Origin of the sequence: Brevundimonas sp., assembly GCF_035561115.1 — a bacterium.
In the GTDB taxonomy this organism is placed as follows: domain Bacteria; phylum Pseudomonadota; class Alphaproteobacteria; order Caulobacterales; family Caulobacteraceae; genus Brevundimonas.
This window is the reverse complement of sequence record NZ_DATMYH010000042.1, coordinates 32,843-46,121: the sequence shown is the minus strand read 5'-3', so window position 1 is coordinate 46,121 and position 13,279 is coordinate 32,843. Positions and strand designations below refer to the sequence as shown.

Genomic DNA, 13,279 nt, shown 5'->3' with positions numbered 1-13,279 from the left:
GGGCCATTCTGTCGGCGTTGGTGACGGCGGTGCGGGCCGCGCCCCACATCGAGGTGTGGGAGGATGCGCGGCTGCGCGGCCTGTTACAGGACGCGTCGGGGCGCGTGTGCGGGGCCCTGATCGAGCGGACGGACCGGACGGTCGAGGTGACGGCTCCGGCCGTGGTGCTGGCCACCGGGGGCGCCGGCGGCTTGTACGCCCGGACGACCACGCCTGCGGCTCTGCTGGGCGAGGGCATGGCCCTGGCCTGGGCGGCGGGGGCGGAGATCCTCGATCCGGAGTTCGTGCAGTTTCATCCGACGGCCATCGACGTGGGACTGGACCCCATGCCGCTGGCGACGGAGGCCCTGCGGGGCGAGGGCGCGCGGCTGGTCGACCGCGACGGCCGCTTCCTGCTGGGCGAGGCGGCGGACGCCGACCTGCAGCCGCGCGACGTCGTGGCCCGGGCCGTCCACGCCGCCGTCGCCGACGGCCGCGGCGCCTTCCTCGACGCCCGGACGGCGATCGGTCACGAATTCCCCGAGGCCTTCCCCGCCGTGTTCGCCGCCTGTATGCGCGCCGGCCTCGATCCGCGCGAGACGCCGATTCCGGTGGCGGCGGCGGCTCACTATCACATGGGCGGGATCGCCGCCGGTCCGGACGGCCGTACGACCCTTCCCGGCCTGTTCGCGGTCGGCGAATGCGCCGCGACCGGGGTGCATGGCGCCAACCGGCTGGCGTCCAACTCCCTGCTGGAGGCGGCGGCCTTCGGGCGGCGCACCGGCCGGGCGGCGGCGGCTGAACGCGGAGCGGGCGGGGCGCCGGTTCCCGTCGTGACGGCGCCGGGTCTGAGCGACGCCGAGCTGCAGCGGTTACGTGCAGTCATGAGCGCCGATGTCGGCGTGGTGCGCGACGCGGCGGGACTGGCGCGCGCGGTCGCCGTCATCGACGATCTGGAACGGGCGGCCGGGCCGGCCCTGCCGCTGGTCGCGGCGCGGCTGATCGCCGAGGCGGCCCTGGCGCGGCGCGAGAGCCGGGGCGGGCATTTCCGCCGCGACTATCCGACGGCGGAGGCGCAGGCCCGGCACACGCGCGTCACCCTCGCGCCCGAATCCGCGCCGAACTCCGCCGTGGAGTCCGGCGTTCTGGCCGCCGTGGGATAGAGCGATGATCCGACACCTGCCCGACCTGCTGATCGAGCCGGTCATCCTGATGGCCCTGAATGAGGACCTGGGCCGCGCGGGCGACGTGACGGCCCGGGCCTGCATCCCGGAGAACGCCTGCATGCGGGCCGCCTTCGTCGCGCGCAAGCCGGGCGTGCTCGCCGGCATCGACTGCGTGCGCCTGAGCGTCCTGGCCATGGATCCCGAGGCGTCGATCGACCTGCGGCTGCGGGACGGCGACGCCTTCGAGGCCGGCGCCGTGCTGGCCGAGGTCGAGGCGAACGCACGGGCCTTTCTGGCCGCCGAACGGACGGCGCTGAACCTGCTGGGACGGCTGTGCGGCGTGGCGACCCTGACTCGCGCCTATGTCGAGGCCGTGGCCGGGACCGGGGCCCGCATCGCCGACACGCGCAAGACCACGCCGGGGCTGCGCGCGCTGGAGAAGCACGCCGTGCTGTGCGGCGGCGGGATCAATCACCGCTTCGGCCTGGATGACGCGATCCTGATCAAGGACAACCACGTTGCGGTGTGCGGCGGCGTCGGCGAGGCGATCCGCCGGGCCCGGGCCGCGGCCGGGCACCTGATGAAGGTCGAGATCGAGGTCGATGGCCTGGACCAGCTCGACGAGGCCCTGACCGAACGGCCCGACGTGATCATGCTGGACAACTTCACCCTGCCGATGCTGCGCGAGGCGGTGCAGCGGGCCGGGGTTTCGCCGTTCGGCCGGCCGGTGCTGGAGGCCTCGGGCGGGGTCAATCTGGAGACGGTGCGCGGCATCGCCGAAACGGGCGTGGACGTGATCTCGGTCGGCGCCCTGACCCATTCCGCCCCGTCGCTGGACATCGGCCTGGACGTCTGACGAACGGGCGAACGCCGCTACGGAACGCCGCAGCCGACGGGGGGTTAATTCGGGGACGAAGGAGATCTTCATGACCCACGCCCCCCGGATACCCAAGGAACAGCGCAGCTACGCCGATCGCGGCGGCAAGGCCGTGGAAGATGCGGCGGCCGCCGATCGGCGCGATCTGGAAACCGGCGCCCAGTCGGGCCAGCCCGGCGACGCCGACGTCAACCTCGACACCCAGGGCCGGTTCGGCAATCTGAAACAGAACCTGACCAACCAGTGGAAGGTGCAGGACCGCTGACCATGGCCAACAACCAGCACAACCCCACACCCGAAGACACGAAGCGCTGGGGCGGGCCCGGCGCCAGCCACGAGAATGCGAAGAAGGAGCCGCCCGCGTTCGAGGATCCGCGCGAAGGCGGGCCGACGAACCCGCGCAACAGCAAGGTTTCAGGCGGCGGCGGCGAGAGGGATCTGAAGCACAGTCACGACGACGCGCACCGCTCGTCCAAGGGCCATCGCGACGCCTGACGGATCAGGCGGGAGACGAAGGCGTGGCGGCTTCGGCCGTGACGGTCGCGGGTTCGGCCGGAGCGGGAGCCGGCGTCGGCGTCGCCGCAGCGGGCGCCGTCTCGGCCGGGGCGGACCGGCCTTCCTGCGACACCAGCAGATTATAGGCCACGGCGCCGGCCTCCCGGACCGTGCCGGTCGGGTCCATGCTGGCCTGGATCAGGCGCGGACCCTCGACCGGGGCTGACGGCCGGGCGGCGTAGGTGAAGGCCCCGCGCGCGCCGGTCCGGCCGCCGAAGCGGTAGAACAGGTGGTCGCCGACCTGGTTGACGCGGACCAGGGCGTTGCGCCAGCCGGGCGAGACGCCGGTAGTGTGGAAATGGGTGGCGTTGCCGACCGGGGCGAAGACGCCGCCCGACAGGGCGCTGGAGGCGACTTCGCGGGCACGATTCCAGGCGGCGCGATTGACGGCGCCGCGCATCGAACCGTCGCAGGTGAAGCTGAACTGGCATCCCGTCCGGCGCCCGGCGCCCTGGAAGACCACGCCGCAGACGCTGTTGGGGAAGGCGGAATGACGCACGCGGTTCAGGACCACCTGGGTCACGGCGCGCATGCCGTCGCGGCCTTCGCCGCGCGCTTCGTAATAGGCGGCCTGGGTCAGGCACTCGAGATCGCGCGACGCGTCCAGGGCGCCGCCGAGGCGGAAGGGCTGGGCCGCGACCGGTCCGGTCAGGCTGACCTGACGCAGGCCCGGACGGGCGGGCTGGGCGCGCAACTGCTCCAGACGGGCGGTCATCAGCTCAGCCTGCCGGTCGCGCTGGGCGCCGCCGGCGACCGTATAGGGATCATGCCGCCGCGCGATGGCGAGGGCGCTTTCGTCGAGCCCGCCGGCCGCCGCGGCCAGCGCCTCCTCGGTGAAGCCCGCCGCCGTGGCGCCTTCGATGCGTTCCGCCTGGTTCCGAACGGTCGTGGCCTTGGCCGCCGTGCCGCCCAGATAGGCGCAGCCTACCGCCAGCCCCATCAACACGCCGAAGGCCGCTGCCGCCGATCCGGGCCGAATCCGGGCCAGACGATCGACAGAGGGGTTCGCACGCGTTTGCGGGGCGTTCGGCAAGGGCTCAGTCCTGTTCGGCAGGGCGCAATGCCGCCCCCGGGTAGTCTCGCAACCGGGCGACCCTCTCCAATCCCTGGAGATCGGCGTCGCGATCCGTTTGCGGTAAATCGACGGTCGGCGAACGGGCCGGCTGTCGAGGACGCGCCTTAAGCCAGCCGTTTGTGGCGCCAATGTGGTTGATTCGCAAGATTCCTGTGCGGCGCAACATCGCGGGGCTGACGTGAGGTAATGCCAAGTGACCCGGTAGCGGGCGCCATATATTCGCTCCAAATCTATCTCTCGTGATCTGTATTTCGCATCACGCCCACAACACGGCCGAGGCATCAATCTGCGCGCCGACGATTAACCGCTCCGCCTTCTATTGTCTTCGTTATGATTTCGTTGACCGTTTTAACTTTGTGCGGAGAGCCGGAACCGGCGGTGCGGCGGCCGCGTTCAAGCTGCGCTATTGGGAGAGTTCCGCCATGAAACGCATTGCCGCCACCCTCGTTCTCGCCGCCGCCGCCGTCGCCGTCGCAGCCTGCGGGCATACCATCGAACAGAAGGCCGCGACGGGGGCTATCGCCGGGGCTGTGGTCGCCGGCCCGGTGGGCGCAGCCGTGGGCGGCGCCGCGGGCGCTGCGGTCGGCCAGGCCGAGAAGCCGAACTGACACACTTCCCGCCCGAGTGAGCGGGGCGGGCCCGATCCCGCCTCGCAACCTTGATTTCGCCGCCTATATAGGGTTAGCCGACGCGCCCGGGCTGAGTGACGCTCGCCCGCGCCGTTCCGCGTACTCTGACAACCGATCAAGGACATCGACGACCTCCGCATGAGAGATCTGAAACAAACCGGCTTCACCGACCGCCTGACCGCCCAGCAAGAGGCCAAGAAGGCTCTTCTCGCCCGGTTCAAGCCCAAGCCCGCCGCCCCCGACCCCGAATTCGAAAAGCTGGCGCTGAAGCGCGCCGCCGAGAAGGAGGCCCTGCGCCAGCAGCACGAACTGGCCAAGGCCGAAGCGCGCCGCGAAAAGGCCGAGAAGGAAGCCGCACGCCTGGCGGCCGACATGGAGGCCCAGGAAGCGGTCGAGGCCGAGAAGCGCGCCGCCCGCAAGGAGCGCAAGGCTCTGACCAAGGAAGAACAGAAGGCCGCTCGCGACGCGCGCTACGCGGCCCGCAAGGCCCGCACCCGCTGATCTACCGGGCGACCGGCGCATCCCCGGGCGCCAGGTCGCCCAGGATCCGCGCCAGCTGCTCGCCCGAATAGGGTTTGCGCAGGAACGGCCAGGGCGCGTCGGCCAGGGCCGCATCGACGTCCTCGCCTGCATAGCCGGAGGTCAGGACGATCCGCATGCCCGGGTGGTCGCGCTCGCACCGGCGCGCCAGTTCGATCCCGGTCATGCCGCCGGGCATGACCACGTCGCTCAGCATGATGTCGAACCGTTCGCGCTTGAGCAGCTCCAGGGCCTGGGGCGCGGTTTCGACCGTCCGCACCTCGAGCCCCAGTCCTTCCAGCAGTTCCAGCGCCACCACGGTGACGCTGACGTCGTCCTCGACCAGCAGGAGGCGCCGGCCCGCCGTCATCGCCGGGGCGGCGGCCGGTCCGGCTTCCGGCGTCTGGGTCGCGTCCGCGGCCAGCGGCGGCAGATAGAGTTTGATCTCGGTCCCGCGTCCGACGGTTGAGGCGATGTGGGCGGCCCCGCCGCTCTGGCGGGCGAAGCCATAGACCTGGCTCAGACCCAGGCCGGTGCCCTTGCCCACGGCCTTGGTGGTGAAGAAGGGCTCGAACACGCGGGCGATGACGTCGGGCGGCATGCCGGATCCGTTGTCCGACACCGTGACGCAGACATAGTCGCCGGCCGCGAGGTCGGCCACCTCGCCCGCCGCGACGGGACAGGACATGGTCTGGATGGTGATCCGTCCCTTGTCCCCCACGGCGTCGCGGGCGTTGACGACCAGGTTCAGCAGGGCGGCCTCGAACTGGGACGGATCGACGCTGACCCGGGCCCCGCCGCGTCGCAGCTTGAGCCTGAACTCGACCGCCTCGCCCACGGCCCGGCGCAGCAGCGGTTCGCTCTCGCGAATCTGGACGTTCAGGTCGACCGGCTCCGGGCGCAGGGCCTGCCGGCGCGAGAACGCCAGCAGCTGATGCGTCAGGCCTTCGCCGCGGCGGGCGGCGGCCAGGGCGGCCTCGCCCAGCTTCTGGCGCTTGGCCGCGTCGTTGGGCGAACGCAGCATGATGTCCAGCGCCCCGATGACGACGGTCAGCAGATTGTTGAAGTCGTGGGCCACGCCGCCCGTCAGCCGGCCGACGGCCTCCATCCGCTGGGCATGCATCAGGTCGGCCTCGGCCTTGGCCTTTTCCGCCATCGCCTCGCCGACGCGTTCCTCGAGCAGTTCGTTGATCCGTTTGAGGTCGTCCTCGGCGCGCTTGGCCTCGGTGACGTCGACATTGGCCCCGACATAGCCCTGGAATTTGCCGGCCCCGTCGAACCGGGGCAGGGCCTCGCAGCGCAGCCAGCGTTCGCCCATGGACGGGTGGCGCGTGCGGATCAGGCCCTCGAATCGATCGTGGCGGTCGACCGCCTCGGCGAAGGCGGCGGTGAAGGCCTCCATGTCGTCGGGGTGCACCAGGCGCCGCCAGCCCTCGGCGACGTCCTGTTCCGACTGGATGCCGAAGAAGGTGCGGTAGCGGCGGTTGATGAAGCTGGGCCTGCCCTCGGCGTCCAGCATCCAGATCAGGGCGGGCGCGCTGTCGGCCACGGTGCGGAACCGGGTTTCCGACTCCATCAGCCGGTCGCTGGTTTCCCGGATGTCCGTCACATCGAACGCCACGCCGACGAAGCCGAGCACCGCGCCGCCCGCGCCCAGTCGCGGCCGCGAGAAGGACTTCAGCCAGCGATACTGGCCATCGTGGCGCAGGTAACGCGCTTCCATCGAGAAGGGCTGGCCCGTCGCCTCGCCCGCAAGGGACTCCTCGATGATGCGCTCGTGGTCGTCGGGGTGGATGACGGCCCGCCAGTCGGCCAGCCGGGCTTCCTCATAGGTCCCGCCGGCGAAGGCGACATAGGCCTGGTTGACGAAGGCGCGCGTGCGATCCTGCTGGGTGACCCAGATGAGAACAGGCGCGGTGTCGGCGATGGCGCGGAAACGGGCTTCGCTTTCGCGGACCTCGGCCTCGGCGCGGGCGCGCTCGATCTCGGTCCAGGTTCGGACGGCGACCTCCTGCAGAAGGCTGGCCTCCGACTCGCTCCATTCACGCACGCCGGCGTGATGGGCGTACATGAAGGCCCTCAGCCGTCCCCCGCGAATAACCGGCGCCCGCAGGAGAGCCCGCGTTTCCAGCCGTTGGAAAACGTCCAGGGCGTCCCGCGTCCGGTCATCCTCCCCGATGTCGGGGATGCGGATCACCCGGCCTTCGGCGAGGTCCCTGATCAGGTCCCCGCCAAGATCTTCCAGGCGGAATTCGCCCTGGGCGCTGATGACGCCCGCGGTCCAGTCGCGGGTCATGGTGACCACTCCGCGATCCTGGTCCACCTCGCCGTAGCCGACGCGGTCGACGCCCAGCTCGTCGCCGACCGCCCGTTCGACCTCGATCATGATCTCTTCCGGCGACGCGATATCGCGCAGCCTGTCGGCGAGCTCCAGCAGGAAGCTCTGGCGCCGCTCCAGCGCGGCCAGGGCGTCCAGCGCCTCGCGGGTCTCGCTGACGTCGAACGCCATGCCGACATAGCCCAGGAAGGTCCCCTCCGTGCTGAACCGTGGATTGACCGAGACGCGCATCCAGCGCCAGCCGCCGTCGGCGTGCTGGAACCGGGCCTCGAAGCCGTAAGGCGAATGTTGCGGACGCGCGGCCGCCATGGCCGCCTCGACAGAGGCCCGATCGTCCGGATGGATGGTCTGTTTCCAGACGTGCCCCAGTATCTGTTCCGCCGGCCGGCCGTAGTATTTGACGAGGGCCAGGTTGACGAATTCGACCTCGGCGTTCGCATTGGTCATCCACACCGGGGACGGCGCCGTGTCGGCCATCAGGCGAAAGCGGGCGTCGCTCTCGCCGACACGGGCGTCCGCGTCCGAGAGCTCGGCGATCGAATGGTTCAGCCGCGCCACCGTCTTGCGCAGCGAGGCGGCGACCAGGGTGACGAACAGGCCGACGATGACGTAGTTGGCCGTGGCGGCGATGCCGGTCCTCGTCGACACGCCGACGCCGATCGCATCCGGACCCGCGACGACCCACCCGCCGAACAGCGTGGCCAGAATGGCGGTCAGCCCGGCCATCCTCCCGGCGGCCAGTGCGGCGAGGACCACGGCCGGCAACAGGATGACCGTGCCGCTGACCGGACCATAGGCGTCGCGAAGCCCGAAGCGGATCGCCAGGAATATGGCCGCGAAGGCCAGGCCGATCAGGATATTGATCCACCACGGCTGGGGCGGAATCCGCGCCAGTCCGCTCAGTGCGGCGTCAGCACCCGACAGACGTTTGGGAAAACCGGCCCCGCCCACTCAACAACCCCCGCTCGCGCCTTGCGCGATCCGTTGCAACGTATTGGGAAGCATCACGTTCCTTCAAGCGCCGCCATTCTTTCCGTCCTCGCCGGGACGTCCGGTCTTGGCGAATGGGCTCGCCATGCCCACCTCCGCCCTGACCGTTTCCATCTCTCCCCGAAGGAACCCCGCATGACCGCCACGATCGCCACCGGCCTGACCAAGGCTGAACGCGCCGACGTCGCCCAGGAACTGACCAAGGTCCTGGCCGACAGTTTCGCCGTCTATCTGAAGACCCATGGCTATCACTGGAACGTGCGCGGACCGGAATTCTTCAGCTTCCACAATCTGCTGGAGCAGCAATACCGTGACATCTGGGCGGCCCTGGACGATATCGCCGAGCGCATCCGAGCCCTGGGCGTGCTGGCGCCGCAGAGCTTCTCGGGTTTCGGCAACCTGACGTCGATCAAGGACGGCGACCCCGAGAAGGACGCCACCGCCATGCTCAAGGAACTGATGCAGGACCACGAGACCCTGATCGCCACGGCGCGCTCGGCCTTCGACATCGCGTCCGAAGCCGGCGACGAGGCCTCGGCCGACCTGATGACCCAGCGGCTGGCCGCGCATGAGAAATTCGCCTGGATGCTGCGGTCGACCCTCGGCGGGCGTTGAGGCTTGACCTAACGGCGCTTTTCCGCCTGAAAAGCGCCCCGCTTGCCGGGCAAGGAAGACGTCAGCGGCCCAGGCCGCGCTTTGGAGCCGGGATTTGGCCGGAATCGACTGGAAATCGATGCTGAAGCGGACGCGGCGGCTGGCCGCCGGCGCGCCGGTGGTGCTGGCCGCCTTTGGCGTGGCCATGGCCGCCAGCTCGACCCCCCGGCCCGAGATCGATCGCCGGGCCGAGGCGGTCCGCACCCTGACACGGGGCGACCTCGGCGCCCGCGGCTTCGCCGCCATCACGGGCCGGATGGACCCGTCGCAGCTGGCCGTGGCCCTGCGCCACGATCCGGGCGAGCGCCAGCCGGCGCTGTATGGCCTGACGCCGGGCTGGGAGAGCCTGACCCTCGCCGGCCGGCCGACCCTGGAGTTCGGGGCCAATGGCCTGGACGCCATGAAGCTGAACGCCGCGACGCCGAACGCCTCGCAGTATCTGCGCGTGGCCCAGCCCTTCGTCTTCAAGCCCGCCACGGTCGAAGACCGCCGCCGGGCCCTGCGTTGTCTGACCCAGGCCGTCTATTACGAGGCGGCGCTGGAGCCGACTCCGGGTCAGGAAGCCGTGGCCCAGGTCATTCTGAACCGCGTGCGCGACCCCAACTACGCCAACTCCGTTTGCGGCGTGGTGTTCGAGGGCGCCGAGCGGACGACCGGCTGCCAGTTCAGCTTCACCTGCGACGGCTCCCTGGGCCAGGCGCCGGCCGGCTGGGCGTGGGACCGGGCGAAACGGGTCGCGGAAAGGGCGCTGGCCGGTCATGTGTCCGCGGCCGTGGGCACGGCGACCCACTACCACGCCGACTATGTGCATCCGTGGTGGTCGCCGACGCTGAACAAGCTGACCCAGATCGGGGCGCACATCTTCTATCGGTGGAAGGGCGTCTATGGGGAGCCCGCCGCCTTCAGCCAGCGGTATTCGGGCCGCGAGCCCCTGATCGACGAGGCCCGGTTCTCGCGGCCCCGCATCCAGATCGCCACCGCCGCCGAGGCCGAAAAGGCCTTGGCCGAGGCGGCCGCCAGCGGCGAGAGCACGATGCGGACGGTCGAGATCGACGGTCGGACCCGGATCGTCGGCATCGCCTCCCTGGGCGGCCGCCGCCAGGCCTCGGCGTCCGATATCGCGGCCATCAACGAACGGCTGGCCGCCTTCGAGGCTCCTGCGGCCCCCGCCGCCCCGGCGCCGGTCGTGGTCGTCGCCCCCGGAGTCACCCCCATGGCGGTCGAGGAAGTCGGACGCCCCGGCTCCTGAGCCGGCCGGACGGGCCAGCTTTGCAACGGCATCGCCCTTTGGGCATTATCTGATGTCCACGCGCGCCAGCGGCGCGAAGCACGGACCCCGGATGACCACGACCGCCTGGAACGAGACGGATCGCCTCGCGGCGCTGCACGCCTACGATATCCTCGATTCCGAACGCGAGCCTGCGTTCGATGACATCACTGCCTTGGTGGCGCGCCTGTGCGACGCCCCGATCGCCGTGGTCAATCTGATCGACGCCGACCGGCAGTGGTTCAAGTCGGAGGTCGGCCTGGGCGTCCGCGAGACGCCGCTGGAAACCTCCTTCTGTCGGCACGCCCTGTTCGAACAGGACCGGCTGGTCGTTCCGGACGCCGCCCAGGACCCGCGGTTCGCCTGCAATCCTCTGGTGACGGCGCCCGAAGGCCTGAAATTCTACGCCGGCGTGCTGCTGAAGGACGAGGCCAGCCTGCCGCTCGGCACCCTGTGCGTGCTGGACACCCGACCGCGTCCCGAGGGGCTGAACCTCGTGCAGTCCGAGGCGCTGGAGGTATTGGCCCGGCAGGTCATGAACCTGCTGAACCTGCGTAAGGCGCTGGCGGCGGGCCGACGCGCCGATGCGGATCTGGTGACGACCGCCGCGGCCCTGGCCGAAAGCGAGGCCCGGTTCCGCGCCATCGCCGACTCCATGCCCCAGATGGTCTGGTCGACGCTGCCGGACGGCTTCCACGACTACTATAACGCCCGCTGGTACGAGTTCACCGGCGTGCCGGCCGGCTCGACGGATGGCGAGGGCTGGAACGGGATGTTCCATCCCGACGACCAGGATCGCGCCTGGGCCCGGTGGCGCCACTCGCTGGAAACCGGCGAGCCGTATGAGATCGAATACAGGCTGCGGCGGGCGGACGGCGTCTATCGCTGGACGCTGGGCCGGGCCTCGCCGATCCGCAACGAGAGGGGCGAGATCACGCGCTGGTTCGGCACCTGCACGGACATCGAGGACCTCAAGCGGGTGGTCGATTCCAAGGACCTGCTGAGCCAGGAACTGAGCCACCGGATCAAGAACATCTTCGCCGTGGTCTCGGCCCTGATCGCCCTGTCCGCGCGCCAGTTCCCGGAAGCGAAGGAATTCGCGGCGGCCGTGCGGACACGCATCAACGCCCTGGCCCGGGCTCATGAGTTCGTGCGGCCGCATACCGACACCTCGCGGCCGACCGTCGGAACGATGACGCTGCACGCCTTCCTCAACGATCTGTTCAAGCCCTACGCCGGGATCGACGGCCGGATGCGCGTGACCGTGACCGGGGACGACGCCGTGTTCGACGACCAGGCCGCGACCTCGGTGGCCCTGCTGTTCCATGAACTGGCCACCAACGCCGCGAAATACGGGGCCCTGTCGGCCGAGGGCGGAGCGGTCACCCTGGCGACGCGCAACGAAGGCGACCGCTTCATCCTCGTCTGGGAGGAGCGGGGCGGACCGCCGGTCGCCGGCGAACCCGGCCGGGTCGGATTCGGCTCCTCGCTGGCCACCCTGTCCGTGGAGACGCAGCTGGGCGGGCGGCTGGAACGGGTCTGGGCGCCGCAGGGTCTGCGCGTCGTCGCCGACTTGCCGGCCACCGCCCTGTCGCGGCGCCGCGCCGCACAAATTGTCGCATAACCCCGGTCCTTCGCAACCGCCGGCCGTGGGAAGCGTTGATTTTACCAGCAAGTCCGTACGGTTACGGACGGCTGACCGAGACTGAACTGTTTGAACCCCGATGAGCGCGCGTATCCTGGTCATTGAAGACGAAGCCCTGGTGGCCATGGAGTTGCGCTTCGTGCTGGAGGACCTCGGCCACGAGGTGGTCGGGACGGCGGCCGACGCCCGGACGGCGCGGCGTCTGGTCGAGGACACCGAAGTCGATCTGGCCCTGGTCGACATCCACCTGTCCGACGGCCCGACCGGCATCGAACTGGGCCGCGAACTGGGTCAGGAGCTGGGTGTGACCGTCCTGTTCATGACCGCCAATCCCGGCATGGTGCGGAACGGCGTGGCGGGCACGATCGGCGTCCTGTCCAAACCCACCGACGAACGCGCCGTGCAGACGGCGGTGGACTACGCCCTTGGCCGCCGCGCGGGTCGGCCCGTCGAATACACGCCGCCGGAGCTGCGGCTGTTCGGCTGACGCCGCTACCAGACGCCGATCCTTTCCGCTTCCTTGTGCGAGATCGGGTGATGGGCCTTCGCATGGTCCTCCTCGGCGAGGAAGCGGACCGCCTCCAGCGCCGCCATACAGCCCATGCCCGCCGCCGTGACGGCCTGCCGGTAGATGTCGTCGGTCACATCGCCCGCCGCCCAGACGCCCTCGATGGCCGTCGCGGTCGTCCCCGGTTTCACCACCAGATAGCCGCCCTGTTTGGTTTCCAGCTGGCCGGCGAACAGGTCCGACGACGGCGCGTGGCCGATGGCGATGAAGACGCCGTCCGCCGACAGGTCGCGGGTCTCGCCCGTCTTCACGTTCTTCAGCCGGGCCCCGGTGACGTTGACCCCGCCCATGGGGCTGGTCTCGCCGAGGATTTCGTCGATGGCGTTGTCCCAGATCACCTCGACCTTCGGGTTCGAGAACAGCCGGTCCTGCAGGATGCGCTCGGCCCGGAACTCGTCGCGGCGGTGCACGACGGTGACCTTGGCGGCGAAATTGGTCAGGAACAGCGCCTCCTCGACGGCGGTGTTGCCGCCGCCGACCACGATCACATCCTTGCCGCGATAGAAGAAGCCGTCGCAGGTGGCGCAGGCCGAGACGCCGAAGCCCTGGTATTTCGCCTCGGACTCCAGTCCCAGCCATTTGGCCTGGGCGCCGGTGGAGATGATCACCGTCTCGGCCAGCATCTCGGTTCCGGAATCCAGCGTCAGGCGGAAAGGCCGCTGGCTGAGGTCGGCCTTGACCACGATGTCCTCGATGATCTCGGTACCGACGTGCTCGGCCTGGGCGCGCATCTGCTCCATCAGCCACGGGCCCTGGATGACGTCGGCGAAGCCGGGATAGTTCTCGACGTCGGTGGTGATGGTCAGCTGGCCGCCGGGCTGCAGGCCGGCGATGACGACGGGACTCAGCATGGCGCGCGCGGCGTAGATGGCGGCGGTCCAGCCGGCGGGGCCGGAGCCGATGATGGCGACTCTTACCTGGCGCGGGGGGGCGGTTCTCAAGGTGCTCATGCCCCTATTTAGGCGCTGATTCCGCTTCTTGCGATGGTAGGTTCCGTCTGTTCACAGGTGTGACGGA

General features: G+C 70.1%; 13 protein-coding genes. 10 read left to right on the top strand and 3 right to left on the bottom strand.

Annotated features, from left to right (window positions below; translation table 11 throughout):
• From VN378_RS05345 to VN378_RS05330, 4 genes are all read left to right on the top strand, one after another.
• The coding region (locus VN378_RS05345) for an FAD-binding protein (RefSeq protein ID WP_325741688.1) at window positions 1–1,142 on the top strand (1,142 nt) is incomplete at its 5' end.
• Between the two features lie 4 nt (window positions 1,143–1,146).
• Complete coding sequence (nadC, locus tag VN378_RS05340) at window positions 1,147–2,001, top strand: carboxylating nicotinate-nucleotide diphosphorylase (RefSeq protein ID WP_325741686.1); 855 nt, start codon at window positions 1,147–1,149, stop codon at window positions 1,999–2,001.
• Window positions 2,002–2,071: 70 nt separating this feature from the next.
• Window positions 2,072–2,287 (top strand): hypothetical protein, encoded by a 216-nt coding sequence (locus VN378_RS05335; protein ID WP_325741684.1) that lies wholly within the window; start codon window positions 2,072–2,074, stop codon window positions 2,285–2,287.
• 2 nt (window positions 2,288–2,289) lie between these two features.
• The gene (locus VN378_RS05330; protein WP_305758465.1) at window positions 2,290–2,517 is read left to right on the top strand and encodes a hypothetical protein; all 228 of its coding nucleotides are present in this window, start codon (window positions 2,290–2,292) and stop codon (window positions 2,515–2,517) included.
• 4 nt (window positions 2,518–2,521) lie between these two features.
• Here VN378_RS05330 and VN378_RS05325 read toward each other — a convergent pair whose 3' ends face one another.
• Window positions 2,522–3,610, bottom strand: a complete 1,089-nt coding sequence (locus tag VN378_RS05325) for a cell wall hydrolase (protein ID WP_325741681.1) — start codon at window positions 3,608–3,610, stop codon at window positions 2,522–2,524.
• Between the two features lie 464 nt (window positions 3,611–4,074).
• Between VN378_RS05325 and VN378_RS05320 the strand changes: the two genes are divergently transcribed.
• Both VN378_RS05320 and VN378_RS05315 read left to right on the top strand, forming a co-directional pair.
• A complete protein-coding gene (locus tag VN378_RS05320) occupies window positions 4,075–4,260 on the top strand; it encodes a hypothetical protein (RefSeq protein ID WP_325741679.1) in 186 nt (61 codons plus the stop codon).
• A 159-nt stretch (window positions 4,261–4,419) separates the two neighbouring features.
• Window positions 4,420–4,782, top strand: coding sequence for a DUF6481 family protein (locus VN378_RS05315; protein ID WP_325741677.1), 363 nt, complete (start codon window positions 4,420–4,422; stop codon window positions 4,780–4,782).
• A 1-nt stretch (window position 4,783) separates the two neighbouring features.
• Here the strand turns inward: VN378_RS05315 and VN378_RS05310 are convergent, their stop codons facing one another.
• Complete coding sequence (locus VN378_RS05310) at window positions 4,784–8,089, bottom strand: PAS domain S-box protein (RefSeq protein ID WP_325741675.1); 3,306 nt, start codon at window positions 8,087–8,089, stop codon at window positions 4,784–4,786.
• Window positions 8,090–8,263: 174 nt separating this feature from the next.
• Here VN378_RS05310 and VN378_RS05305 point away from each other — a divergent pair, with 174 nt between their 5' ends.
• The 4 genes from VN378_RS05305 to VN378_RS05290 all read left to right on the top strand — a co-directional run bounded on the left by VN378_RS05305 (window position 8,264) and on the right by VN378_RS05290 (window position 12,181).
• On the top strand, window positions 8,264–8,743 hold the full coding sequence (locus VN378_RS05305; protein ID WP_325741673.1) for a Dps family protein: 480 nt from the start codon (window positions 8,264–8,266) through the stop codon (window positions 8,741–8,743).
• Window positions 8,744–8,837: 94 nt separating this feature from the next.
• Complete coding sequence (locus VN378_RS05300) at window positions 8,838–10,031, top strand: cell wall hydrolase (RefSeq protein ID WP_325741671.1); 1,194 nt, start codon at window positions 8,838–8,840, stop codon at window positions 10,029–10,031.
• A gap of 91 nt (window positions 10,032–10,122) precedes the next feature.
• A complete protein-coding gene (locus tag VN378_RS05295) occupies window positions 10,123–11,673 on the top strand; it encodes a sensor histidine kinase (protein WP_325741669.1) in 1,551 nt (516 codons plus the stop codon).
• Between the two features lie 100 nt (window positions 11,674–11,773).
• Complete coding sequence (locus tag VN378_RS05290) at window positions 11,774–12,181, top strand: response regulator (protein WP_325741667.1); 408 nt, start codon at window positions 11,774–11,776, stop codon at window positions 12,179–12,181.
• Window positions 12,182–12,186: 5 nt separating this feature from the next.
• On the opposite strand, the gene trxB is transcribed toward VN378_RS05290, so the two are convergent.
• A complete protein-coding gene (gene trxB / locus VN378_RS05285) occupies window positions 12,187–13,203 on the bottom strand; it encodes a thioredoxin-disulfide reductase (protein ID WP_325741690.1) in 1,017 nt (338 codons plus the stop codon).
• Window positions 13,204–13,279: the final 76 nt, after the last annotated feature.